Origin of the sequence: Streptomyces erythrochromogenes (assembly GCF_036170895.1) — a bacterium.
Classification (GTDB): domain Bacteria; phylum Actinomycetota; class Actinomycetes; order Streptomycetales; family Streptomycetaceae; genus Streptomyces; species Streptomyces erythrochromogenes.
This window is the reverse complement of the sequence record NZ_CP108036.1, coordinates 7,395,713-7,421,069: the sequence shown is the minus strand read 5'-3', so window position 1 is coordinate 7,421,069 and position 25,357 is coordinate 7,395,713. Positions and strand designations below refer to the sequence as shown.

Here is a 25,357-nt window from a genome sequence, read left to right as displayed (position 1 = left end):
GTGGAGACGCCGCACGCCTACCGCGCCGCCCTGTCGGTGACGCGTGCGACGATCCAGGACATGATCGCCTCGCTCGACGCCCTGTTGCCCGCCACCGGCACGCACCGCTCGACCACCTACGCCGACTGGGTCGCCGCCCACGACCCGGGCGCCGCCGAAGCCGCGCGCGACCTGGTCGAGGGCATGGCCACCGAACTGGGCCGGTCCCGGTCCAAGCCGGGCCGGTTCGTCGACACGATGACGGCGTGGGCGCGCCGACTGCCGCCCGCCCATCTGCCGTGGTTCTGGGACACCGTGGGCCACCGGCTGATCGGCCACGGCAGCCGCCCGGGCGGCCGGGCCTACGCGGCGGCCCGGGCGGCCGAGGACCGCCACGGGCTGCCTGTGGACCCCGCCTACCGCCGGGCCAACGCCCTGCTGTTCGCCCAGGGCGGGGCCATGCCGGCCAAGGAGTTCGGGGCGCACCAGCGGTTCCTCGCCGAGACGTCGGAGCCGGCCGCAGCGCACACGGCCCTGGAGGCTTTCCTGACCGCGTGGGCCGGCTCGGCGGCGGACCTCCCGGCGGACCTGGTGCGGCGGGTACGGGCCTCCGCGAAGACGGCCGGGCTCGGGACCGAGGAGGTCGCCCGGCTGGTGGGCGCGATCCTGTCGGCCACCCGGAAGAAGTCGGTGCCGGACGCGCTGCTGACGGCCGCCGCCCCGGTCCTGGCGGCCCACCCGCCGGCGGACACCGTGGCCGCGGGGCTGGTGGAGGTCTTCCCCGACGGGGCCACCGACGGCGGGGCGTGGCTGCGGATGCTGGTCGCCTGCGGCGCGACGGAGGCGATGGAGGCCGGGCGGGTGGTCCCGGAGGGCGGCCTGGCCCGGTGGGTCGGCGGCTTCGTCCGCATGTACCAGTACGCGGCGCAGTCGGGCGGCGGCGTCGCCCGGCAGCCGCTCCCGCCGGAATTCCTCGACCTGGTGGGCCGGTTGGGGCCGCGGCTGCGGGCGGCGGGCACCCCGGTCACGGTGCACACCACCCGGCACCACTACCAGGGCTTCGACGCGGACGTGCTGGACGCGTGCCTCGCGGCCGGGGTCCCGGTCGTCGATCCGGGTCCGGAGGTCCGGATGCGCTTTTGGGGGACGGACTCCCGCCGGGACCTCGCCGCGCTCGCCGCCGACCCGGTGTTCGGCCCCCGGCTGGAGGGGACCGTGCACGCGGGCCTGAGGCCCAGGTGGCAGGCGGGACCCGCGCGGGCGGGGTCGGCGGTGACGCTGCTGCCGGGCAACGACGGCATCGCCCAGGGGGTGGCCGTACGCGTCGGCAAGCTCGTCGCCACGGTCGCCGGCGGCGGCATGGCGGGGGCCGAGGAGGCCGTGGCCGAGCTGGAGACGCTGCTGGACCGGCCGACGGTCTCGGCGCTCGGCGGGATCGGCGACGCCCTGGCCGGGGCGGGCGCGGCGGGAGCCCTGCGGCGCTCGCTGGCGGCCGGGCTGCCGGAGGAACTGGCCTGGCCGGCCCTGGAGTCCGTGTACGCGCGGTTCGCGGCGGACGCCGGCCCCGAGGAGGCGGACGCGGCGCTGCCCGGGGTGGCGGGGGTGACCTCGACCTGGCCGGTGCTGACGGTGTTCGGACGGGACCGGGCGGTCGCCGTCGCCCCCGACGGGGTGCGGGGCTCCTGCCGGTTCACGGTGCCCGAGGACGCGTCCATGTACGCGGTGCACTACGTGGGCGGCTCCTTCCTGGTGAGCTGGACCGCCGGGAACCGCTACCACTGCGACTCCGCCTTCTGGGCCGACCGCCCCGACGAGCCGTTCACGCCGGACGAGACGGGCGGGCTGGTGCCGTGCGGCGGCAGCCTGGACGGGGCGTACGGCTTCCAGTTCGAGACGGCCGACGGCGGCGGGCGGCACGGCGGGCACCGGGTGCTGCGCCCGGGCGGCCGTGAGGGCATCCACCGGGACGAGCTGCAGCTCGGCGACGGCTCGCGGATCTGGACCAACGCCGTCTTCGGGCGGCGTCCCTGGGGGCTCGTCGACCCGGTCACCGGGGAGGCGCGGGGCGCGGCGGCGCTGCCCGACTTCCCCGGACGGGCCGCGAACGCCGATCCGGCCGCGGAGCCGTCCGAGGCCGGGATGGCCCTCGATGTGGAGGCCCTCCAGTTGGCGCCGCTGCCCGCGGGGCTGCCCGGCTCCCCGCTGGGCAGCCGTGACGGCCTGGTCGGGACCCGCGTCCTCTTCCGCACGGGGCACCGCGATCCGGCGCCCGACCACTACCTGGTGGAGAGCGTGGACGGGCGCAGTGCCCGGTTCGACATCGACCGGCCGGGCCAGCAACCGTGGGGGCTGTGGGCCCCGCCGGAGGGGGCGGCGCAGGACGTGGTCCTCGCCGAGGCGCAGACCCTGACGGGCGTGCGCGCGTACGCGGCCGACGGGACGCTGCTGTGGGAGCTGGACGGGCACCCCAAGCCCGGGGCGTCGCGGGGCACTCCGGCCCGCCGGGTCACCGTGTCGGGGGGCACGGCCCTGCCGCCGGCCTTCTGGTACCTGCTGCGCACCCGGGACGCCGCGGGCTCCCGGGCGCTGCGGGCGGTGGGGTCCGCGGCGGCGCAGGCGTTGCTGGAGGCCGCTCTCGACGGTGCGGGCGCGCTGCGCGCGGCCGTGGCCCGGGAGCTGCCGGACGTCACCGACCCGGTGCTGGTCGAGGCCGTGGTGGCGGTGGCCGGGCGGGCCGCCCGGGTGGAGGAGCGGCGGCGCGCCCTGCACCGGCGCGTGCGGCTGCTCCTGGAGGCGCCCCCGGCCCTGCCGCGCCGCCCGGCTCCGGACACCGAGCTGATGCCCGCGCTGTTCGGGCTGGTCGCGACCGGCGAGGGAGGTGCGTGGCGGCGTACCGCGGACGTGGTCCTGCCGGCGACGCTGAGCGCGCTGGCCGCCGACGGCGCCTGCCTGGCCGGAACGATCGTGGAGGAGGTGCGGCGGCTTTCGCCGCCGGCGCCGCCGCACGACTGGTCGCAGCTGCTGGGCTCGATCGACGCCGCCGCGTGGCGGGCGGCGGTGGCGCCGACGCCGGACGCGGAGCGGGCCGCTCTGCTGGCGTTGCTGGACACGTGGGCGGACCAGCCCGTCGCGCGTGCGGGCGGCCGGTGGTGGGTGGGCCGGGCACCGTCCGAGGTGCTGGACGCACTGCGGGCCGGTGCGACCGCAGTGGCGTCCGCGCCCGTTCGGGCGGGCGGGTCGCAGTGCTGGTTCGTGGCGCCCGCCGCCGGCGGCCCGGAGGGCGAGGACCCGGTGCCGGCCGCGGTCGCGCAGGCACGGCTCGTCGCCGTGGACCGTGACGACGCCGCCCGGCTGCGGGCCCTGGTGGCCGCGGTCGACGCGCACGGTCCGGTGCCGCTCCCGGAGTCGGCGGCCGCACGGTTCGCCGAACTGACCGGCGTGCGCGCGGCCGTGGCCCGGCTGGTGGTGGCCGGTCTGGTCGGCCGCCCGGACCGCGATGAGCAGCGCGCCCTGGCCCGCAAGGCCCCGTACCGGGCGACGCCGATGACGGCCGAGTCGTACGAGGTGCTGCGCGAGCGGCTGGGGTCTGCCGGCCGGCGTGCCGTACTGGCGGCGGCCCTGCCCGCGGACCCGGAGGAGCTGTGGCGGCCGGGCGGGGTCGAGGCGGCCGTGGAGCGGATGGCCGGGGTGTGGCGGGAGTTGCTCGGGACCGGGTCGCCCGTGCACGACGAGGCGGCCGACGCGCTGGAGGCGGACCTCGGGCTGTCAGAGGTGTGGGCCCGGCGGCTGGCCGGCGGCTACGGGGCAGCCGCGGACTCGACCGTGCAGGCGGCCGGCTGGGAGCTGGCGGCCACTCGGTACGGGGGCCGGGTGGAGGTCCGGGCGGTTCCGCCGGCCGGACCCGAACTGCCGCGCCGCACCCCGGTGGGTCTGGCGATCGGGCAGATCGCGAGCGCGCTGGTGTGGGCGTGGACGGACCGGCCCGTAGGCGATCCCGCGGTGGCCGGTGCGGCGGACCTGTACGAGCGGCTGCGCGCGGAACTGGACCGGCCGGAACTGCTGCTGGCGCTGCCCGGCGGGCGCGTCGCGGACAGCACGGTGCCGATCGCGGAGCAGTTCGGGCCCGCACGGCTGCCGGTGGCGGAGGACCGCCGCGAGGAGAACGGGAAACCGCCGGTGACCGCGTACGACTCCGGTCCGCTGGTGGTGTGCGCGCCCGGCGGTGCCGCCTTCCTGCGGCCGGCGCGGGCCCACGACGCCGAAGTACGGGGGCGGATCCGCGCGATCACCGGCCTCGCCGACGCCATGGACCGGGTGGCGCTGCTGCTGGCCGGCGGCGGGCTGGAGCGGATGATGCGCCGCGCGGGCTCGGGGGCGGTGGCGGTCGGCGCGTACGAGGCGGACCCGCGGCAGTCCTGCCCGGAGCTGGTCGCGGGGGTGGCGGGCGCGCTCGGGGCCGGCGCGGACGCGGCGGCGCTGTACCTCCAGTTGGCGACGCTGGCCGCGCCCACCGACCGCAACGTGCGGCGGTGGAACGGCTGGTCGGCCAAGCAGCACGCGGCGGCGCGGGCGGAACTCCTCGCCACGGGCGCGGTGGTGGAGGCGAAGCGGGCGCGGGCCGGCCGGACGGTGTTCCTGCCCGGGGAGTGGACCGAGCTGAAGGCCCCGCACCTGCCGCTGGAGACGGTGAAGCTGGCGAGCCACCTGGCGTCGCCGCTGTGGCGCGGCGAGGTCCTTGCGCCGTTCGTCCGGCTGCTGCCGACGGCGCCGCTGCACGAGCTGTTCGCGCAGGCGTGGGCGCGGACTTCGGGCGGTGCCTGAACAGAAAATCCTGACCCTCACGAGCGCCTGATTCAAGCCATACGGAGGGGTGTATTTTCAGCCACGCCGGGCGTAGCGTGTGCACACTCCACCAGGAGGAACGCACCGGCCCTCCCGCCTTGATCCCGCCGGTGCGTACCGATGGAAGAGCCCCGCCGCCACATCCCCCGGTGCGGCGGGGCTCTTCTGCGTCAGGCCGGGTCCGCCAGGGCCGCGGCGAGCATCCGGCGGGCCACGGCGGTCAGTTCGGCAAGGTCCGGGGCCGGGCGGGAGCGGGCCAGGGCGCCGGCCAGCCGGTCGTAGAGAAGCCCTTCGGTCCAGGCGACGAGCAGTTCCGCGGCCTCTTCGGGCCGGTCGGACCCGAGGGCCGCGGCGATGCCCGCGGCCCGGACCCGGGCCCCCTGCCCCGCCCGGTGGAGATCCGCCTGCAGCTCCGGGTTGCGGGCGGCCTCCAGGCTGAGTTCGAAGCGGGCCAGCTGGCGCTCGCGCCCCACCGTCAGCCAGCGGTACAGCAGTCCGGCCAGCGCGGCCGCGGCCGCGTCCCGGTCCGGCATCACCGCGAGGGCGGGCGGGGCCGACCCGGGGGGACTCCCGTCGTCCACGTCCGCGAGGTCCAGCTCGGCCAGCCGCTGGTAGCAGGCCGCGATCAGCGCCGTTCTCGTGCGGAAGTAGTACGAAGTGCTGCCCGCGGGCAGCACCGCGGCACCGTCGACCGCGCGGTGGGTCAGGCCCCGGAGACCGGCTTCGGCCACGAGGCCGATCGCGGTGTCGGCGATCAGCGTTCTGCGATCAGCAGGGGGAGGGGTGGACATCGGACCACTCTACAGCTGTAGAGTGAAACCGTCATCCTCTACAGATGTAGAGGCTCGGAGGAAGGCAGGGATCCGTCATGTCGGCAGTTCAGCGTCACGCGGTCGTCGCAGGGGCGGGGATCGGCGGACTCACCGCGGCCCTGGCCCTGCACCGCAAGGGCTGGCGGGTGACCGTGTGCGAGCGGGCCCCCGGCCCGGCCGCCGTGGGCGCCGGGATCGTCCTCGCCCCCAACGCCCTGCGCGCCTTCGACGCCATCGGCTTCGACATCGGCAGCGCGGCGGGGCGTGCCCTGCCGGCCGCCATGGGCCTGCGCCGCCCCGACGGCCGCTGGCTGAGCCGCGCCGACACCGCGGCCCTGGCCGCCCGCTACGGCGGCCCGCCGCTCGCCGTGCACCGCTCGGCCCTCACCGACGCCCTGACCGCCGCGCTCCCCGCGGGGACGGTCCGCTACGGCGTCACGGTCACCACCGTGGACGGCGCCGACGGCTTCCCGGTGGTCCGCACCACGGCCGGCGACCTCGACGGCTCCGCCGACCTCGTGGTCGCCGCGGACGGCATCCACAGCCCGCTGCGCCGCCGGTACTTCCCGGACCACCCGGGCCTGCGCCACAGCGGGGAGACCGCCTGGCGCACCGTCCTGCCGGCCGGCGCGAGCCCGGCCGGAGCGGCGACCGCCGAGACCTGGGGCCGCGGCGAGCGCTTCGGCGTGGTCCCGCTCGCCGACGGCAGGAGCTACGTCTACGCCACCGCCGTCGCCCCCGAGGGCTACCGCCCCGCCGACGTCCGCGCCGAACTCCTGCGCCGCTACGGAACCTGGCACGAACCGATCCCGGCCCTGCTGGAACGGATCGACCCTGCGGCCGTGCTCCAGCACGACCTCTACGACCTGGCGGCGCCGCTCCCCCGCTTCCACCACGGGCGCCTGGCCTGGCTCGGCGACGCCGCCCACGCCATGACCCCCAACCTCGGCCAGGGCGGGTGCCAGGCCGTCGAGGACGCGGTGGTCCTCGCCCACCTGCTGGACGGGGCCGGCACCGGTGGCGTTCCGGCGGCCCTCGCCGCCTACAGCGCGGCCCGCTGCGCCCGCACCGACGCCATCCGCGTCCGGGCCCGGCGCGCGGGCCGGATCGCCGCCCTCACCCACCCCCTCGCCGCGGCCCTGCGCGACCTCGCCGTCCGCGCCACCCCGGCCGCTGTGGCGCACCGGGCGATGGACGGCCTCTTCGACGGGTTCACCCTTCCGGCCGGAATGGAGGGCGCACCCAAGGGCGTTGGCACTCGTTGGTGAGGTTCGTTGACCGTTCGAAACGAAGGCAGGCGACACCCCATGACGACCGGAATCGACTGGGACCACCCGACCGACCCGCGGGCCGGGAGCTGGCAGCTGGAACACGTCAAGCAGTACGTGGGCTCCGGCGGCACCGAGGGCCAGTACTGGAACGGCACCCAGACCCTCCTGCTCACCACCGTCGGCCGGGTCTCCGGGAACCCCGTGCGCACGCCGCTCATCTACGGTGAGGCCGACGGCCGCTACCTGCTCGTCGCTTCCAAGGGCGGCGCCGACGAACACCCCCTGTGGTTCCGCAACCTGAGCGCGAACCCGCAGGTCCGCATCCAGGTCGGCCCGCGGATCCTCCAGGGCACGGCGCGCACCGCGGACCCCGAGGAGCGCGCCGCGTACTGGCCGGTGATGGTGAAGCACTGGCCCGCCTACGACGAGTACCAGGCCAAGACGGACCGGGAGATCCCGATCGTGGTGATCGAGCCCGCCGCGTAGGCACGCCGGCGGGCCCGTCACCCCGGCCGCATCACCCCGGCGGCCGCATCACCTCAGCCGCACGTGCGCGCCACGCGCTCCAGCTCGTCCGCCCACACGGCCGGGTCCCGCGGACCGACGTGCGGCGCGGCCAGCGACCGTACGCGGAAGCGGTTGCGCGGCGTCGTCCCGTCCGCCTCGCGGATCATCAGGTCCTGGAGGGCGGGCGGGATGGCCCGGTCCTCGCCGAACCGCAGGTAGGTGCGCGGCACCCGCCCCCACCGGTCGGGCAGACCGCGGGCGTCGGCGGCGCCGATCGCCGCCGACTCGTCCGGTTCGAGGATGTTCAGGAGCGTCCGCACCTCCGCGTCCGACCAGTCGGCCGCCAGCGCGTCCTTCACCGCCGCGAAGAAGGCGGGGTCGCCGGAACGCCAGTTGACCCGGTTGACGCCCAGTTCCGGCGGGGTCTTGAAGCCGGGGATCCGGAACAGGGCGCTGGAGGCGGCCTCCGGGGTCGTCATCAGCTCCATCACCGAGCTGTGCCGCGTCGGGCAGAACGCGGACGCGTACACCAGGTGGGAGATCAGCTCGGGCACCTGGTTGGCGACCGCGTTCAGCGTCACCCCGCCCAGGCTCTGGCCGACCAGGACGACCGGGCCGTTGCGGTGCGCGGCGCGCACGGTCCCGACGACGTGGGCCGCGAAGTCCGCCAGCGTCACGGCACTGATCGGCGACGGCTCCGTGGCCAGCCGCTCCAGGTCCTGCGGGGTCTGGTAGGAGACGGGGAAGTAGGCGCCGGGCCCGTGGCCGGGCAGGTCCACCGCGATGGCCCGGTGCCCGCGCAGGCCCAGCTCCCGCAGGACCGGGCCCCAGCCGTAGGAGTTGCTTCCGGAGCCGTGGACGAGGACGAAGACGGGTGCGCCCCGTCTCCGCGCGTCCGCGGTCGCGGCGGAGGCCCCCGCGCCCACCGCCGCGACCGCTCCGGCTCCGGCGACGGCGGCCCTCAGGACCCCGCGCCGTGACCGTCCGCCGGGACGCTCCGCGCCACCGATGTCACTCACACCACTCATGTTACGCATGGGTAACACCCTAGGCTCGGGCGCACCCGTGACCGGCCGGTTTCGGACACGCCACGACGGCCGGCCCTCCCTCTGGGCATTGGCGCTAGTACTCCAGCACCGCCATCGCCGCGTTGTGGCCGGGGACCCCGCTGACGCCGCCGCCGCGGACCGCGCCCGCGCCGCACAGCAGGACGTTGCGGTGGGCCGTCTCCACGCCCCACCGGCCGCCGTCCTCGTCCGCGTAGGGCCAGGACAGGTCGCGGTGGAAGATGTGGCCGCCGGGCAGCCGCAGTTCGCGCTCCAGGTCCAGCGGGGTCTTCGCCTCGATGCAGGGGCGGCCGTCCGCGTCGAAGGCCAGGCAGTCGGTGAGCGGCTCGGCCAGGTGGGCGTCGAGCTGCGCCAGGGTGGCGGTCAGCAGCACCTCGCGGGCCTGCTGGTTGTCGTGCCCGAACAGCCGGGCCGGGGTGTGCAGGCCGAAGAGGGTGAGCGTCTGGTAGCCCTGCTCGACGAGTTCCGGCCCGAGGATCGTCGGGTCGGCCAGCGAGTGGCAGTAGATCTCCGAGGGCGGTACGGACGGCAGTTCCCCGGCCGCGGCCTCCGCGTAGGCCCGGGCGAGCTGCTCGTACCCTTCGGCGATGTGGAAGGTCCCGCCGAAGGCCTCGCGCGGGTCGACGGTGGTGTCCCGCAGCCGGGGCAGCCGGCGCAGCAGCATGTTGACCTTGAGCTGGGCACCCTCGGGGGCCGTCGCAGGGTCCTGGGCCGGGGTCTCGCCGAGGAGTTCGGCCAGCGCCTGCGGCGAGGCGTTCACCAGCACCGTACGGCCGACGACGCGGCCTTCGCCGGTCGCCGTACGGAACACCACCTCGGCCGGACCGACCCCGTCGGTGTCGATCCGCAGCACCTCGTGGCCGGTGGCGATCTCCGCCCCGGCCTTGGTCGCGGCCGCCGCCAGGGCGTCCGTCAGGGCGCCCATGCCGCCGACCGGCACGTCCCAGTCCCCCGTCCCGCCGCCGATGACGTGGTAGAGGAAGCACCGGTTCTGGGCCAGGGAGGGGTCGTGCGCGTCCGCGAAGGTGCCGATGAGGCCGTCCGTCAGGACCACCCCGCGGACCAGGTCGTCGGCGAAGTGGCGCTCCACGGCCTGTCCCAGCGGCTCCTCGAACAGCATCCGCCACGCGGCCTCGTCGTCGATCCGGGCCCGCAGCTCCGCCCGCGTGGGCAGCGGTTCGGTCAGGGTCGGGAACACCTTGCGGGCCACCCGGCCGGTGGTCTCGTAGAAGCCGCGCCAGCTCTCGTACTCGCGGTCCGAGCCGGTCAGCCGGGCGAAGGACGCCCGGGTGCGCTCCTCTCCCCCGCCGACGAGCAGTCCGCCGGGCCGTCCGTCGCGCTCGGTCGGCGTGTACGAGGAGACCGTGCGCCGGCGTACCGCGAAGTTCAGCTCCAGGTCGCGCACGATCTTGTCGGGCAGCAGGGAGACCAGGTACGAGTAGCGCGAGAGGCGGGCGTCGACGCCCACGAAGGGTCTGCTGGAGATCGCCGCCCCGCCGGTGTTCCCGAGCCGCTCCAGCACCAGCACCGAGCGGCCGGCCCGGGCCAGGTAGGCGGCTGCCACCAGACCGTTGTGCCCGCCGCCCACGATCACATCGTCGTACACGTCCCGCCCGAAGGTCGTCATGGCTCTTGGTAGCACACCTGGCCGAGCCGCTCCAGACAGTGGGCCTCGTCGGCGTGGGCCAGCACCGTTTCGGGATGCTCGTCGCCCAGCGACCGTTCACGGATGCCGGACAGGTCCCGGTAGATCGGCAGGGCTTCGTCCCAGCGGCCCAGCCGGCCCAGGCCGACGGCGAGCTCCCGGCGGCTGACCAGGGTGTCCGCGTGTTCGGCGCCGAGCACCTCGGCCCGTACGGCGGCCACCTGGCGGGCCTCGGCCACCGCCTCCTCCCAGCGGTCCAGGCGGCCCAGGTTGACGCCGAGGACGTGCCGGGCGCGGAGCGTCTCCGGGTCGGTCGCCCCGTAGGCGCGGGTGCGGTCGCGGACCAGGGACCGGAAGAGGTCGAGGGCCTGGGCGCTGCCGCCGGTGCGGCCGAGGGCGATGCCGACCTCGTATCGGGCGGCCAGGGTGTCGGGGTGGTCGCGGCCGAGGACCCGTTCCCGTGCGGCGGCGACCTCGCGGAAGCCGGCCAGCGCCTCCTGCCAGCGGTCGAGGCGGCCGAGCGCGTACGCCGCCTCGTACCGGGTCAGCAGGGTGTCCGCGTGCTCGGCGCCCAGGACGGCCTCCCGGTCCGCGGCGACCGCGACGGCCGTGGTGTGGGCGTCCGCGTACCGGCCCAGCGCGCGCAGGGCGCAGGCCAGGTTGTGGCGGCAGCGCAGCGTATCGGGGTGGAGCTGGCCCATGGTCCGCTCGCGGGCGACGAGCACCGCGCGGTAGACGTCGTGCGCCTCCTGGTGGCGGCCGAGCCGGCCCATCTCGTACGCCGCCTCCTGGCGGGCGGCGAGGGTGTCGGCGTGGTCCGGGCCGAGGACCCGGGCGCGCCCGTCGGCCACGGCCGCGTACACGGAGAGCGCCTCCTCGGGGCGGCCGGCGCGGCTGAGGGTGTGGGCGCGGGCGTGGCCGGCCGCGAGCGCGTCGGGGCCGGTCTCGCGCGGGCCGGCCTGGCGCGGGAACCCGTAGGCCGCGGTGAGGCGCGGGTCCTCGGCGGGCGCGGGGCGCACGATGGTGCCGTGCCGCTCGTCGCCGGGGCGCAGGACGGGCTGCGCGCCGCCGGGGCGCAGGACGGGCTGCGCGCCGCCGGGGCGCAGGACGGGCTGCGCGCCGCTGGGGCGCACGGCCGTCCAGGAGCCGGTGAGCACGGCCCACCGGCCGCTCGCGGGACGTGCTTCGATGCCGGCCTTGCGGCCGGCGGTCATGCCGCGGGCCCACGCCGGGAGCGGGCCGAGGGCGCCGGGCAGCCCGCCGGGGCCGAGCCGGGACTCGACGAGCGTGCGGTGCACGTGGCGGGCGTCCTGCGGGCGGTCGTCCGGGCACTTGGCGAGCAGGTCCAGGACCACCTGCTCGAAGTACCCGGGCAGCTCGGGGCGGTGCTCGCGCAGCGGCACGGGCGCGGTGTCGCGGTGGCCGATGAGCACCGACCAGGAGTCGCCGAGGTCGAAGGGCGGGGCGCCGGTGGCGATCTCGTACAGGACACAGCCGAGGGAGTAGAGGTCGCTGCGGTGGTCGACCTCGCCGCCCGCGATCTGCTCGGGCGACATGTAGTGCGGGGTGCCCATGGCCATGCCGCCGCCGGTGAGCTTGGCGGTGAAGCCGATGTCGTGCGCGAGCCGGGCGATGCCGAAGTCGCAGATCTTCACGGTGCCGTCGACGAGCCGCATGATGTTGGCCGGTTTCAGGTCCCGGTGGACGACGCCCTGGTCGTGGGTGTAGCCGAGGGCGGCGGCCATCTGCTCGGCGATGTCGACGACCACGTCCACGGGGAGGGGGCGGGTCTCGTTGTCCTCCATGAGCTGGCTGAGGTTGCGGCCTTCGAGCAGCTCCATGACGAGGTAGAGGGGGCCGCCGGCAGCGCTGTCGTCGCCGAAGTCGTGCACGACGGTGACGCCGCGGTGCTGGAGGGAGGCGGCCACGCGCGCCTCGCGCCGGAAGCGCTCGCGCAGCACCTGCGTGAAGTGGGCGTCCTGATCGGCGCCGATCGGCTTGAGGCACTTCACGGCGACCTGCCGGCCCAGCGATTCGTCCCGGGCGCGCCATACCTCGCCCATGCCGCCGCGCCCGATCAGATCGAGCGACCGGTACCGGCCCTGGATCAGTCTGGACTCCGCCATGTCTTAAAGTCGCCCCCGTTGTCGCGCTACGCCCTCCCCGGCCGGTCCAGTATGGCCGCTGATGTACGCAGTGTGTACGGAGAGGGGCGGCTCCCGGGGCCCATGCGACGCATCGCTTTCAAGATGTGACCTGGCGGCAGCTTCCAGCGCAGACCTGCGGGAATGCTGCGCAGCACGCGTCCTGTGAGGCGCAGGCGCCGGGTGACGCTGCGCGGGGCGGGAGCGGGCCGCCCGTACAGCTGGTGCGCCCAGCCGGGGAGGGAACCGTACGCAAGGCCGGCGAGCGGGCGCCACAGCAGGTTTCGGCCAGGGACGAGGAGGGGATGGACGGGCGGGCCGCGCAGGAAGTCGTCCACGGCGAGGGCGTCGGGGCCGGCGGCGAGCTCGGGGCGGACCTTCTCGAAGTAGGCGGTGAGCTGGGCGGTGTCGGCGGGGACGCCGGCCGGGTCGAGGCCGACGAGGCGTGCGTTGACGCGGTTCTCGTCGACGTAGCGGTCGGCCTGGGCGGGAGTGAGCGCAAGGCCCGATCGGCGCAGGACGTGCAGGAAGCTGTCGATCTGCGCGCAGTGGATCCACAGCAGCAGCTCGGGATCGTCGACGGGAAAGGTGCGGCCGGTGGCCGGATCGGTGGCGGACAGCCTGCGGTGGATGGCGCGGACCCGACCGCCGGCACGCTCGGCGGCCTCGGTGGTGCCGTAGGTGAGGGTTCCGACGAAGTCGGCGGTGCGCAGCAGTCGGCCCCAGGCGTCGCGCCGGAAGTCGGAGTTCTCCATGACGCCCCGGACGGCGCGCGGGTGGAGTGCCTGGAGGTAGAGGGCGCGGACCCCGGCGATCCACATCATCGGGTCGCCGTGGCACTGCCAGGTGACGGAGGCGGGGCCGTAGAGCCCGGGGTCGGCGCCGGCTCCGGCTCCCGTCCCGGGCCGGGGCCCGGGACCGGTCGCGGTGTTCCCCATCCCGTACCTCCCCGTCGCAGGCGCCCGGCGGCTCCAGCCTACCGAGACGGGCGCCCGCGGGGCAGCGGGCGGCATAGAGTTGCGGCGTGCAGCTCTACACCATCGGCGAGGCAGCCCAACTCCTCCGCGTCAGCACCGACACCGCCCGCCGCTGGGCGGATGCCGGACGCTTCCCGACCCGGCGGGACGGCACCAGGCGGATGGTGGAAGGCGTGCACCTGGCCGCCTTCTGCGTGGAGCTCGCCCGGGAGCCCGCCGAGGGCGACGGCGAGGTCGCGACGTCCGTCCGCAACGCGCTGCCCGGCATCGTCACCGCGGTGACGCTCGGCGAGGTCGCCGCCCAGGTGGAGATCCAGGCGGGACCGCACCGGGTGGTCTCCCTGCTGACGCGCGAGGCGGTCGAGGAACTGGGACTCGCGGTCGGCGTCCGGGCCATCGCCCGCGTGAAGTCCACCAGCGTCCACATCGACGTGGACTGAGCTCCGCGGCGGGACGTTCAGGGACGGGTCACCCGGGTCACCGTCCTGTCGGTGTTGTTGTTCCGCTTCGGGTCCGGCGTACGGGAGTGGACCTCGGCGGTCGCGATGACGACGGGCCGCTGGGCGGCCCGCACCGTGACGTGGAAGACCCGCAGCTGTCCGGCGCCCAGGGCCTCGATCCGTCGGCTCACCCGGTTGGTGCCGCCCCGGTCGGCGACCGGAGCGGTGCCGGTGACCTGCGCCCCGCGCGGCAGGTTCAGGGTGACCACCGTGTCCGCCGCGGCGAAGGGCCCGTTGTTGGTCACCGTGACGGTGTAGGTGTACTGATCGCCTTCCCGTACGGTGGCCGGCGCGCTCAGGCGGACCGCCAGGTCGGCCCTGGGCCGGCCGGCGCCGGCCTCGACCCGCCCGACGCGGTCGCCGACGATCTCGGTGAACCACATGCCGCCGTCGGGACCTGCGGTGATCCGGGTGGGGAAGCTCGCCGGGGCGGGCAGCGGGTAGTGCGCGAACCGCCCTGCGGGGGTGATCCGGCCGATGCCGTTCCCGAGCTGCTCGGTGAACCACAGATTGCCGTCGGGCCCGGCGGCGATCCCGTCCGGGCCGCTGTCGGCGGTGGGCAGGTCGTACTCGGTGACCGTCCCGGCGGTGGTGATCTTCCCGATCCGGTTGCCGAAGAGCTCCGTGAACCACAGCGCGCCGTCGGGACCCGCGGTGATGGTGTCCGGTCCGCTGTCGGGGTGCGGCAGGTCGTACTCGGTGACCGTCCCGCCGGTGGTGATCTTCCCGATCCGGTTGCCGAGGATCTCGGTGAACCAGAGGTTGCCGTCGGGTCCGGTCACGATGCTCTCCGGGCCGCTGCCCTCGTGGGGCAGGGCGTACCGGGTGATGACGCCCGCTGTGGTGATCTTCCCGATCCGGTCACCGGGGTCCTCGGTGAACCACAGGTTGCCGTCCGGACCGGCGGTGATGGCGAAGGGCTGGCCGCTGTCCGGGGGCAGGTCGTACTCGGTGATGGCACCCGCCGTGGTGATCTTCCCGATCCGGCCGCTGACGTCCGTGAACCACAGGTTGCCGTCGGGGCCCGCGGTGATCCCGAGCGCGTCGTTGGCGACGCCGGGCAGCTGGAACTCGGTCAGCTTCCCGGAAGGGGTGAGCCGACCGATCTTCCTGGTGCCGGTCTCGGCGAACCAGAGGTTGCCGTCGGATCCCGTGGCGATGCCGCTCGGCGCGCTGCCGGCGGCCAGCGGGTACTCGGTGATGTCCCCGACCGCGGCGCGGCCGGGGACCGGGGCGGGGGCCGAGGCGGCGGGCGGGCCGGCCAGGCCGAGGAGGAGGGCGGCGGCCAGCGGGAGGGCCCAGCGCGCGCGGCGGCGTCGGGCGGTGGTGGGCGGGGGCCCGCCCAGGGTGCGGGGGGTCATCGGCGGCAGACCTTTCGGCCGGGGTTCGGGGGCGGGCCCGTCATCGGGCGAGACCTCGCCGACGGGTCCGGGCACTGTCGGGCGGCGCGTGAGGTCGCGACAGCGGCGCGCTCCGGCATGCCGGAGCATGCGTGCACTGCAGCGTAGGGGGCCGGGTGACGGCATGTCAGGCCGCCCCGCCGGGACGGCCCTGCCGCCGGTCCTGGCCGGGCGGCCCGGTCTGGGCGCGGTCCGGTCTGGGGCCGTCCCTTCCGGATCTTGCCGGGCCCGCGCCGTCCGACAAGATCCGGAAGAGACGGCCTAGACGCGGTCCGGGCGGAGCTCGATGTGGTCCGCCGCCAGGTCCACCGCCACGCGGTGCTCCATGCCCAGGGCTTCCAGGAACTTCGCGGGGAGCTGGACGCGTCCCGAGCGGTCCAGGACGACGTACTCGCGTTCGCTGATCGATTCCTCGCCGTGCTCGTCGGTGACCAGGCGGCGCAGGACCTCGCTGCTGGTGCGGCCGTCGCGGATCGCGACCGTGCGGCGGACCTCGCCCGCCACCATGGGGTCGTGCGTCACGATGACCACCGTGACGCCGAGTTCCTTGTTGACCGTGCGGAAGGCCTCGAAGACGGCCGCGGCCGTCTCCGAGTCGAGTTCGCCGGTGGGTTCGTCGGCCAGCAGCACCTTGGGGTCGTTGGCCATCGCCACCGCGATCGCGACGCGCTGCTGCTGGCCGCCGGACAGTTCCGCCGGGCGCCGGTGTGCCAGGTCGCCGATGCCGAGGGCGTCCAGGATCTCCGCCACCCGGGCCGAGTGGCGGGCGCCCGCGCCGCGCCGGGAGCCGCTGCCCTTCAACTGCATCGGCAGGGCCACGTTCTGGGCGGCCGTCAGGAACGGCAGCAGGTTGCGGGCCGTCTGCTGGAAGACGAACCCGACCGCTTCGCGCCGGTAGCGCAGCCGGTCCCGGGCCGTCAGTTCCAGCAGGTCGTAGCCGGCGACCGCCGCGCTGCCCGCCGTCGGGACGTCCAGTCCCGCCAGGATGTTCAGGAGGGTGGACTTGCCGCTGCCCGAGGCGCCCACGAGGGCCACCAGGTCGCCCTGCGCCACCGTCAGCTCCAGCCCCTGGAGGGCCTGCACCTCGATGCCGTCCGTGCTGAAGATCCGGACCAGGCGGTCGCAGGCGATGGCGGCGTCCGTCGCCGGGGTGCGGGGCTCCGCGGCGGCCGTCGCCCGGCGGCGCAGCTCCTCGTACGTCGGCTGGTCGCTGTTCAACGCTGGTCTCCCGCTCTCAACTCGGTGGTGATCTGCCGTCGCCCGGATGTCGCCGCCTCGACGAGCACGGCCGCGGCGACCAGGGCGGCCAGGCCCAGGGCCTGGGTCAGTACGGGCCCTGCCGTGAGCCGTACGCCGGTCGGCACGCTCGCGCCGACCAGGGTGGACAGGTCCATCGCCGGACCCAGCAGCGCCACCGCGGCGCCGGCCACCAGGGCCCCGCCGAGTGCCGCGGCCAGGGTCTGCGGCAGGGTCTCGGCGAGGATCAGCGCGACGCCCTGCCGGCGGCGCAGGCCCATCGTGCGCAGCCGGGCCAGCAGCGCCGCGCGTTCGGGGACGGTCCGCATCAGCGTCAGCAGTACGGCCAGCAGGGCGAAGCCGGCCGCTCCGGCGACGGAGGCCCAGAAGAGGCGCTCCGCCGACCGCTGCAGCGGGTCGGCGCCCAGCTCGGCGACGGCGTCGGCGCTGGTGCGCACGGGATACACCTCGTCGGCCGGTTGCGTCCCGGGGGCCGGGGCCGCCGGGGTTGCGGACGCCACCGGGGACGCGGACGCCGCCGGGGCAGCCGCCGGGGTCGCGGAATCCGGCGGGAGCGCGGAGCGGACCAGCGCGCGCAGCCGGTCCCCGTCGACGGGGCCGAGGCCGAACCACCGGTTCGGGCGGTCGGAGCCGCCGATGAGGGCCGTCGCGCGGTCCGCGGGCAGGACGACGGTCGCGGCGTCCGCGGCCGGGACCGCCGGGGTGCAGTCGACCACGGCGGCGCCCCGGACCCGCACCTCGCCGCCGTTGCCGGGCTGGACGGTGAACGTGCCCGAGCCGCCCAGGCGCGCCACGCCGGAGCTGAACAGCGCGGGCACCGGCGCGTCCGCGGGCTGCCCGCCGCCCGTGGCCAGCAGGGCTGGGTCGAAGGAGCCGCAGCCGAGGACACGGGACAGTTCGGCGTACGCGGCCGGCTCGACGACGATCAGGTTGACCTGGCTGGAGCGCTGGACGGTGCCGACGAGGGCGGAGTCGTGGTCGATCCACAGCGGCACGGACGTCCGTACGCCGGGCAGTTCGCCGGCGGCCTTCGCGAGGCCGTCCGGGAGGATCGCCTTGCCGAAGGCCGAGATCGCGGCGTCGCCGCCGACCGTCAGCCGGGCGACGCCGAGCCGGTTCGATTCCACGGACTGCAGGACCGCGGCTCCGAACCCCCCGGTGGTGATGGCGAGCAGCAGGGCGACCATCGGCAGGACCGAGGGGCCCGAGCTGCCGGCGCCGCGGGCGCCGGAGCCGCGGGCGGCCCGGGCCAGTCCGAGGAAGCCGACCAGACCGGAGCGGCGGCCGGCCATCCGGGCGAACCATCCGGTCACCACCGGCTGGACCCGGGCCAGCAGCAGCGCCCCGCACAGGGCGAGCAGCAGCGGAGACGCGACGAGCAGCGGGTCCGGGTCGCTGCCGGCCGGGGCGACCCCGCGGCGGCGGACCTCCAGGACGGCGGCGGCCGTGGCGGCGAGGACGAGCAGTTCGGCCACGGGCCGGCGCCAGCGCCCGGCCGGGCGCGCCGGGGTGAGCAGCACGGCCGCCCGTACCGGGAAGGCCAGCAGTGCGAGCAGGGCGACGGTCGCGGCCGAGAGCAGGGCGGGGGCGAGCCGGGGGGTGGGCAGCAGGAGTACGGCGAGGCCGGTGGCTGCGGCCGCGGCCGGGAGGACGGTGACGGCGCCCTCCCTGAGGAGCCGGCCGACGATGGCGGAGCGGGAGCCGCCACGCGCCAGCAGCAGCCGCAGTTCGGCGTCCCGCCGGTCCGCGGCGAGCGCTCCGGCGAGGCAGAGGACGACGAAGGCGACCCCGCCGACCCCGGCGGGTCCGATCAGTGCGAGCGGCGCCGCCGCCTGCCTGCGTTCGTGGGCCTGCTCGAACAGTTCGGGCAGCCACGAGGTGGTCCGCAGCCGCTCGCGACGGGTCTCGAACGACAGGGTGGCGGCGGTGGGGCCGGCCACATAGGAGGCGATCTCCTTCTTCGTGGCGCCGAGCCGGTCGGCCCGCAGGCGGTCGACGTCCACCGGGAGGCGCCAGAAGTCCTGCGCGTCGTGGCCCCAGAGGTCCATCCGGTCGAGGTCGCCCGCCCCGATCAGGGCGTCGGCCTCCCACAGGTAGCTCTCCCCGACGAACTTCTTGCAGGCGCGCGGGAGGCAGTCCATGCCCACCCAGAAGTCCTCGGTCTCGTCCCGGACCGAGAAGAGGCCCACGACCTCCACGGACGGCGTGCCGTCGACCAGGGCGGCGCTCGCCAGGACGGACCCGACGCGGGCGCCGATGGTCTCGGCGGCCTGCTGCGAGATGGCGACCTGGAGCGGCGGCTCGTACGCGGCGCCTCCGGCGGGCCGGGGGGCGCCGCTCGGCCAGCGCCCCTCCACCAGCTTCACGTGGTCCTGCGCCTGCTGCACGTACAGCAGGGACATCTCGGGCGGGAGGCCGTGCGGGCGGGACAGCTCCGGATTCATCAGCGGCTGCCGCTTGTTGGTCCGCGTGCCGTGGACGACCTTCTCGGCCTCGACGTGGAAGGTGTTCCCGGTACGGGCTAGCAGGCTCTTCAGCGTCTGGTCCAGTGCCTGGGCGCTCTGCCCGGACGCCGGTGCCGGCGCGGTCGCCTGGAGGCTGGTGCGGCTCGATCCGCTGTCGTTCAGGAAGGACCTGAGGGCCTGGTCGGCGCCGCGGTCCTGGGCCCTGGGCAGCGCGGCGGCGAGCAGGACGGCGACGAACGCCAGCGCGGCGGCGAGGAGGGTGCCGAGCGGGGCCGCGCGCAGCCGGGTCCGTACCCACGGCGCGGGCCGCGGCCCGGACCGCGGTGCGGCGGGCGTCCGGGCGTCGGACGGCGGCGGGGTGGCGGACGGCGGGGTGGTCACATCTCCTCCACGGGGCGCAGCCGGGCGGCGATGTCGCGGCCCCGGGGGCCGCTGAAGACGGCCGACAGCAGGGGAACGGCGGCGATGGCGGCGGCCGTCAGCAGGATCTGCCAGAGCGGCATGTGCACCTGCACGGGCGGGAACGGCCGGCCGGCCGAGGGGGTCAGCACGATCAGGGGTGCCATCAGATGGACGAGGGCCAGGCCCAGCCCGGTCCCGACGGCGGTCCCGATGAGGATCAGCACGCCGCCCTCGGCGGCGGCCGCCACGGCCAGTGACCGGCGCGGTGTGCCGAGTGCGAGCAGGACGGAGAACTCCCGGCCGCGTACCCTTCGTTCGGCTGCGGTGGAGGTCGCGAAGCCGATGGCCGCCAGGACCGCGCAGGCGATCGCGAGGGCGGTAAGCGCGCTCTGCGGGCCGGCGCTCAGCGGGTCGTCGAGCAGGCGGTCGGTGATCTCCTCGCGGAGTTGGACGCGCTCGGTCCTGACCCCCGCGCGCAGTTCGGCGGCGGCGCGGGCCGGGACGGGGTCGGCGGCCGAGGCGGCGGGCAGCCACCACTCGGTGGGCGCGCCCGGCTGCCGGCCGGCGGATTCCAGCAGGAAACGGCCGAGCGTGCGCAGGTCGGCGGCGAGCGCCGTGCGTCCGGCCACGGGGAGGGAGTCCACGGCGGCGGTGATCCGCATGGGGACGGTCGCCCCGTCCATCGGGACCGGGACGGTGTCGCCGACGGCGGCGCCCACGCTGCGCATGTAGTGGGTGGTGGCGACGGCCGGGACCGCGTCGGCGGGCGGCGCGGCCGGCGCCGGGAACAGGACGACGGTGACGCCCCGGTCGGTGCCGAACCCGCCCCAGTAGCGCAGCCGCGCCAGGTCCGTGGATCCGGTCGGGACGGGGGCCGGTTCGGGGGCCCGCTGGATGCGCTGCCCCTGCGGGGGCAGGGAGCGCCAGCCGGCCGGGCCGGCGGTGGCGGGTGCGGGGACCGCCGACGCGGCGCCGTCGACGGTGTCGGAGACGGCGATCCGGCGCAGGGTCAGTTCGCTGCCGTCGCCGGGCGGGCCGCCGTCCCCGGCGTAGGAGAGGCGTAGGCCCGCCAGGGTCAGCGGGGCCGCGGCCGATCCGACCGGGGCGCCGGTCAGCGTGTCCAGGGGGAAGGCGAGGGTGGCGTCGCCGCCGGCGGGCAGGGTGACCGACTGCGTGGCGTGGACCGCCCCGAACCGGTCGCGCAGCAGCACGCTGACGGCGGCCCAGCCGGTACCGGAGGACCGTACGGACACGTCGAGGTCGACCCGGCGCGGGTTGCCGGGCAGTGCGACGCCGGGGGCCTGGGCGGCGGTGTCGGCGAGCGGGGCGAAGAGCTCGCGCATGTCGCGGCCGCCCCGCAGGTCGGCGCGCAGCGGTACCTGTTCGCCGGCCTTGGGGGCGTCGAGCGCGAGGACGTCGGCGACGACCCCGCCGGGCAGTTGCTGCTCGCGGCGGACCACCGGGTTCAGGCGGTCGCCGCCGGGCAGTGCCCCGTAGCGTCCGCCCTGTCCCATCGCGGGCATGCTGCTCGCGGAGATCCGCAGGCCGCCGGCGGTCGCGAAGTCGGCCTGGTCGCGCTGGGACGCGGACCAGGCGGAGTCCTGGCCGAGGGCCAGGATGCCGCTGGAGACGGCGAGTACGAGGAGCAGCACGGGCCCGGTGGCCCGGCCGGGGCGCCGGGCGAGCTGCCAGCCGAAGAGGGCCGGGGCCAGGCTCCGGCCGCGCGCGGCCAGGCGGCCTCCGGCGCGCGCGGCGAACGGCAGCAGCCGCAGGACGAGCAGCGTGCCTCCGCACAGGGCGAGGGCCGGGGCGGCGACCAGGACGGGGTCCACGCCGAGCCCGCCGCCGAAACCGGTGGCGGGCGGCGGGGCGTCCGTACCGCCGCGCTGCGACAGCTGCTGGTAGCCGAGGACGGCGAGGACCACCACGGCCAGGTCCAGGCCGGAGCGGGCGGCGCCGGTCACCACCGCCTGGCGGCTGCCGGCGCGGCGCAGTACGGCGGCCGAGGCGCCGCGCAGGACGGAGGGCAGGGTCGTGAGCAGGACGCAGGCCAGGGCGCAGCCGGCCGCGACGGGCCAGACCAGCCAGGTGTCCGGGATCTCCAGGTGCACCCGCTCCAGCGGTCCGAACCGGCTGAACAGGCGCAGCAGGGGCGGGGTCAGCAGCGGCGCCAGGACGGCGGCGGGCAGGGCGAGCAGCAGGGACTCGGCCGCGCTCAGGGCGCCGAGCCGGCGGCGGGAGGCGCCGCGGGCGGTGAGCAGGACGCGCTCCGGCTCCTGGCGGACGGTGACGATGTGGGAGACGAGGAGCAGTGCGGCGGTGGCGAGGACGGCGAGCTGGAGGGCGCCCATCATCAGGGTCGAGCGGGCGACGCGCAGGCCGGAGTCCAGCTCGGCGAGGACCTTCGGCAGTTCGGTGGCGGCCCGGAGGGAGGTGCTGCGCTCGAGGGTGGCCGCGGCGGGTTCCGTGGCGCTGCGGATCGCCTCGGCGTCGGTGCTGCGGATGGTGCCGAGGGCCGGAGTGAGCAGCGTGAGGCGGTAGTTCTGCAGGAGTGCGCCCGTCGTGAAGGCGCTGTCGTCCACCAGGAGCGGGCCGTAGGTGGCGAGGGTGCTGGACTGGACCTCGCGGCCGCCGAGCGGGTCGAGCCGCCAGTACCCGGCGTCCGGGTCGGCGGCCCGGTACACACCGGTGACGAGCACGGTGAGCGGGGGGCCGCCGAACCGGTCGTCGAGCCGGACCGGTGCGGGCAGGGCGGACTCGGCGAGGCCGAGCCGGGCGAGGGCGGCGCGCGGCGCGGCGACCTGTACGGGTGCCGGGGCGGTGGCCGTGGTGGTGCCGGGAGCGGTGACGGGCCCGGGCCACTGGCCGGTGAGCAGTTGTAGGTGTTCCCGGCCGAAGGCGGCGAGCAGGGTCAGGTCGGCGTCCTGGCCCGAGGCGGCGGCGCCGGGGAGTCCGTACGAACGGCTGCGGGCCACGCTCTCGGTGGTCACGGGGAGCCGTCCGAACACCTCGTCCGCGTAGGCCCGGACGGACTCGCCGTCCTTGGTGCGGGAGTCTGCGGGGTGGCCGCTGGTGATCACGACGGCGGTCCGGGGCTGTTCCGGGCCGGTCAGGGCCCGCCGTAGCCCCTCCTCCCCCACGCCACGGGTGAAGGCCGTCAGTGCGGTCAGAGCGGTCGCGGTGATCAATACGGTGAGCAGCACGGCGACGGCGAGCGGCCATCGCCCGCGCAGCCGGCGCACGACGAAGCCGAGCACGTGTTGTGTTCCTCCCCCGTCCGGACCCCAGGTACCGGATAGCGGACGATGTTGTCAGATTCGGGCCATGGACGGAAGGGGCTTGCGTGATTGGTGCGACGGATGCGCAAATGCGATCAGAATGTTGCAGCGGCAGCGTGAGCGGGCGCGAGATCCGGAGCCAGATGCTCCGCTCGGACGACCCAACGGGGGGTACAGGCGATGACGGACCACCAGGAAACGGCCACGGTCCCGGCGGCGCGCGAGGCCGGCGGCACACCGATCGTCGTCGTGGACGACGTACACCACAGCTTCGGCAGCGGGGCGCAGGCCGTCCACGCCCTGCGCGGCGTGTCCTTCGAGGTCCGCCGGGGCGAACTCACTGCCCTCAAGGGCCGGTCGGGCTCCGGCAAGACCACCCTGCTGAACCTCGTCGGCGGCCTCGACACCCCGACGAGCGGCCGGATCAGCGTCGACGGCACCGACCTGGCGACCCTGGGCGAGCCGGACCTGCTCGCCCTGCGCCGCGACCGCATCGGCTTCGTCTTCCAGTCCTTCGGCCTGATACCGGTCCTCACCGCCGCCGAGAACGTCGGCGTACCGATGCGGCTGCGCCGCATGCCGGCGAAGGAACGCGAGGAGCGGGCCCGCACCCTGCTCGCCCTGGTCGGCCTCGCGGACCACGCCGAGCAGCGCCCGGGCGAACTCTCCGGCGGCCAGCAGCAGCGCGTGGCGGTGGCCCGCGCCCTGGCCAACGACCCCGACCTGATCATCGCGGACGAGCCCACGGGCCAGCTCGACTCCGAGACGGGCCGGTCGATCATGGAGCTGCTGCGCGCGGTGGTGCGCAGCGAGTCGGTCACCATCCTCGTCGCCACCCACGACCCCAACCTGATCGAACTCGCCGACCGCGTAGTGGAACTGCGCGACGGCCGCCTGGTCGAACGACCCCCGGCCCCCTGACGAGGGCCGCGACGGTGTGGTCGGCGGGCCCGGCCGGGCCCGGTCTGCTCGAACCGATGGGCGCCGGCCGGCTTCCGGCCGTGCCCGGAGGTCCGGGACCTGTACCGGCCCGCACAAACGGAATGCCGGGGGCGCCGTCGCCTTGTGATACTGATCCGATGATCGATCTGCCTGCCGCCGCTCTCGACTCGCTGTCCGGACTCGCCTTCGGCGATGCCTTCGGCGACCGCTGGTTCGGCATCCTGCGCCGCGAAGGCCCGGCGGCCCTGGAGGCACGGATCGTGCCCCCGGAGCCGTTGTGGCAGTGGAGCGACGACACCGCCCAGGCGGTCGTCCTCGTACGGGAACTCGCCGAGGGCGGCGGGACGGTCGACCAGGACCGCTTCGCCCGCCGCCTCGCCGAGGCCTACGCCGGCGACACGCACCGCGGGTACGGCGCCTCGATGCACGACGTGCTCCGCCGGATCGGTGCGGGCGAGCCGTGGCGGGAGGTGGTGGCCGGGCAGTTCGACGGCCAGGGCTCCTGGGGCAACGGCGCGGCCATGCGCGTGGCCCCGCTCGGCGCCTGGCACGCCGCCGACCTCGACGCCGTCGCCGAACGGGCCGCTGAGCAGAGCGTGGTCTCGCACCACCATCCGGAGGCGGTGGCCGGCGCGGTGGCGGTGGCCGTCGCCGCAGCGCTCGCGACGCGCAGCCGGGGCGGCCCGGCGCCGGCCCGCCCGGACTTCCTCCGGGCGGTCGCCGCACGACTGCCCGACAGCGACGTCCGGTCGGGGGTGCGGGTCGCGGCCCGGATGTCGGCACGCGCCTCGGTCCGGCACGCCGCGGAGGTCCTGGGCTCCGGCTACCGGATGTCCGGTCCCGACACCGTTCCCTACGCCCTCTGGTGCGCCGCGGGACATCTCGACGACCTCCACGAGGGCCTGTGGTCCACCGTCGCCGGCCGCGGCGACATCGACACCACCTGCGCCATCGCGGGCGGGGTGATCGCCGCCCGCACGGGCGTCGCCGCCCTCCCGCCCACCTGGCACGCGGCCCGCGAACCACTGCCGCCGCTCGACTGAGACCTGCGACGAGGAGGCGCAGTCGGCACGGTTCTCAGCTGCCGGCGCCCGCACCGCGGTTGATCTCGCGGCATGTCGGTCCGGGGCGGCGGGCCGGTCGTTCGGCCATCGCCGGAGGGCCGCTACTCGTAGCGGTACTTCAGCGAGTCCGCCTCCGCCTGCTCGATGGCGGCGATCGTCAGCTCCGGCATCCGCAGCTGGGCCAGCGTCACCTCGGCCGAGGTCGGCTGGGCGTCGGCGGGCAGCCACTGCTCCGGCTTCCAGGCCCCGCTGCGCAGGAGCGACTTGGGACAGTGCGGGTAGACCTCCTCGATGCCCAGCACCAGCGCACTGGCCGGCGGCTTGCCGACGGCGGTCAGCTGCGACAGCAGCTCCGGGCTGGTGGAGACGCAGGCCCGGCCGTTCACCCTGAGCGTCGTGGTGCGCCCCGGGATGATGAACAGCAGCCCGGCCCGTCCGGTGGCGACGACGTTGCGCAGGGTGTCCAGACGCTTGTTGCCGGTGGCGTCCGGAATCGCCACCGTCCGCGCGTCCAGGACGGCGACGAAGCCGGCGGGTCCGCCGCGCGGGGAGACGTCGCAGTTGCCGTCGACGTCCGCGCTGGCGACCAGGACCAGCGAGGAGCAGCCGATCAACCGCCGCGTCTGGTCGGTGAGTTCGGTCATCTGCTTGCGCAGGGCCGTGTCCTTGGGCAGTTCGTATACCCGGCGCAACGCGTCCTGATCGGGCACGGCGTCGAGGCGGAGGGAGTCGAAGGCACTGCCGGCAGGGGATGCTGTCATGCCCCCGACCCTATGGGGACGACCTGCGATTGATCACGGTTGCT

The 25,357-nt window shown here is 76.0% G+C and carries 16 protein-coding genes; 6 read left to right on the top strand and 10 right to left on the bottom strand.

Annotated features, from left to right (window positions below):
• A complete protein-coding gene (locus tag OHA91_RS33945) occupies nucleotides 1-4,800 on the top strand; it encodes a hypothetical protein (RefSeq protein WP_266504033.1) in 4,800 nt (1,599 codons plus the stop codon).
• A 191-nt stretch (nucleotides 4,801-4,991) separates the two neighbouring features.
• Here OHA91_RS33945 and OHA91_RS33940 read toward each other — a convergent pair whose 3' ends face one another.
• Nucleotides 4,992-5,612, bottom strand: a complete 621-nt coding sequence (locus OHA91_RS33940; RefSeq protein WP_328740622.1) for a TetR/AcrR family transcriptional regulator — start codon at nucleotides 5,610-5,612, stop codon at nucleotides 4,992-4,994.
• A 77-nt stretch (nucleotides 5,613-5,689) separates the two neighbouring features.
• Between OHA91_RS33940 and OHA91_RS33935 the strand changes: the two genes are divergently transcribed.
• Nucleotides 5,690-6,901: an FAD-dependent monooxygenase gene (locus OHA91_RS33935; RefSeq protein ID WP_266504029.1), complete on the top strand. Its 1,212-nt coding sequence runs from the start codon at nucleotides 5,690-5,692 to the stop codon at nucleotides 6,899-6,901.
• A gap of 39 nt (nucleotides 6,902-6,940) precedes the next feature.
• Nucleotides 6,941-7,390 (top strand): nitroreductase family deazaflavin-dependent oxidoreductase, encoded by a 450-nt coding sequence (locus OHA91_RS33930; RefSeq protein ID WP_051893721.1) that lies wholly within the window; start codon nucleotides 6,941-6,943, stop codon nucleotides 7,388-7,390.
• Nucleotides 7,391-7,443: 53 nt separating this feature from the next.
• Here OHA91_RS33930 and OHA91_RS33925 read toward each other — a convergent pair whose 3' ends face one another.
• From OHA91_RS33925 to OHA91_RS33910, 4 genes are all read right to left on the bottom strand, one after another.
• A complete protein-coding gene (locus OHA91_RS33925) occupies nucleotides 7,444-8,430 on the bottom strand; it encodes an alpha/beta fold hydrolase (RefSeq protein ID WP_381732583.1) in 987 nt (328 codons plus the stop codon).
• Nucleotides 8,431-8,533: 103 nt separating this feature from the next.
• Nucleotides 8,534-10,105: a phytoene desaturase family protein gene (locus OHA91_RS33920; RefSeq protein WP_031157053.1), complete on the bottom strand. Its 1,572-nt coding sequence runs from the start codon at nucleotides 10,103-10,105 to the stop codon at nucleotides 8,534-8,536.
• The gene (locus OHA91_RS33915; RefSeq protein ID WP_328740621.1) at nucleotides 10,102-12,249 is read right to left on the bottom strand and encodes a serine/threonine-protein kinase; all 2,148 of its coding nucleotides are present in this window, start codon (nucleotides 12,247-12,249) and stop codon (nucleotides 10,102-10,104) included. Before OHA91_RS33915 ends, OHA91_RS33920 begins: the two co-directional genes overlap by 4 nt.
• A 26-nt stretch (nucleotides 12,250-12,275) precedes the next feature.
• Nucleotides 12,276-13,205 carry an oxygenase MpaB family protein gene (locus tag OHA91_RS33910; RefSeq protein WP_031157049.1) on the bottom strand — a complete coding sequence of 310 codons (930 nt, stop codon included), beginning with the start codon at nucleotides 13,203-13,205 and terminating at the stop codon, nucleotides 12,276-12,278.
• Between the two features lie 86 nt (nucleotides 13,206-13,291).
• Between OHA91_RS33910 and OHA91_RS33905 the strand changes: the two genes are divergently transcribed.
• A complete protein-coding gene (locus OHA91_RS33905; RefSeq protein WP_266503981.1) occupies nucleotides 13,292-13,684 on the top strand; it encodes a TOBE domain-containing protein in 393 nt (130 codons plus the stop codon).
• Between the two features lie 17 nt (nucleotides 13,685-13,701).
• Here the strand turns inward: OHA91_RS33905 and OHA91_RS33900 are convergent, their stop codons facing one another.
• From OHA91_RS33900 to OHA91_RS33885, 4 genes are all read right to left on the bottom strand, one after another.
• Nucleotides 13,702-15,105, bottom strand: a complete 1,404-nt coding sequence (locus tag OHA91_RS33900; RefSeq protein ID WP_328740620.1) for a virginiamycin B lyase family protein — start codon at nucleotides 15,103-15,105, stop codon at nucleotides 13,702-13,704.
• Between the two features lie 300 nt (nucleotides 15,106-15,405).
• Nucleotides 15,406-16,362 (bottom strand): ABC transporter ATP-binding protein, encoded by a 957-nt coding sequence (locus OHA91_RS33895; protein WP_328740619.1) that lies wholly within the window; start codon nucleotides 16,360-16,362, stop codon nucleotides 15,406-15,408.
• A complete protein-coding gene (locus OHA91_RS33890; RefSeq protein ID WP_328740618.1) occupies nucleotides 16,359-19,247 on the bottom strand; it encodes a hypothetical protein in 2,889 nt (962 codons plus the stop codon). The genes OHA91_RS33895 and OHA91_RS33890 overlap by 4 nt, the downstream gene beginning before the upstream one ends.
• Nucleotides 19,244-22,525: an ABC transporter permease gene (locus OHA91_RS33885; protein WP_328740617.1), complete on the bottom strand. Its 3,282-nt coding sequence runs from the start codon at nucleotides 22,523-22,525 to the stop codon at nucleotides 19,244-19,246. The genes OHA91_RS33890 and OHA91_RS33885 overlap by 4 nt, the downstream gene beginning before the upstream one ends.
• Nucleotides 22,526-22,726: 201 nt before the next feature.
• Here OHA91_RS33885 and OHA91_RS33880 point away from each other — a divergent pair, with 201 nt between their 5' ends.
• Both OHA91_RS33880 and OHA91_RS33875 read left to right on the top strand, forming a co-directional pair.
• Nucleotides 22,727-23,467 (top strand): ABC transporter ATP-binding protein, encoded by a 741-nt coding sequence (locus OHA91_RS33880; RefSeq protein WP_031157036.1) that lies wholly within the window; start codon nucleotides 22,727-22,729, stop codon nucleotides 23,465-23,467.
• A 158-nt stretch (nucleotides 23,468-23,625) separates the two neighbouring features.
• Nucleotides 23,626-24,531: an ADP-ribosylglycohydrolase family protein gene (locus OHA91_RS33875; RefSeq protein WP_266503968.1), complete on the top strand. Its 906-nt coding sequence runs from the start codon at nucleotides 23,626-23,628 to the stop codon at nucleotides 24,529-24,531.
• Between the two features lie 122 nt (nucleotides 24,532-24,653).
• Here the strand turns inward: OHA91_RS33875 and OHA91_RS33870 are convergent, their stop codons facing one another.
• Nucleotides 24,654-25,313 (bottom strand): MSMEG_1061 family FMN-dependent PPOX-type flavoprotein, encoded by a 660-nt coding sequence (locus OHA91_RS33870; protein WP_328740616.1) that lies wholly within the window; start codon nucleotides 25,311-25,313, stop codon nucleotides 24,654-24,656.
• Between the last annotated feature and the right edge of the window lie 44 nt (nucleotides 25,314-25,357).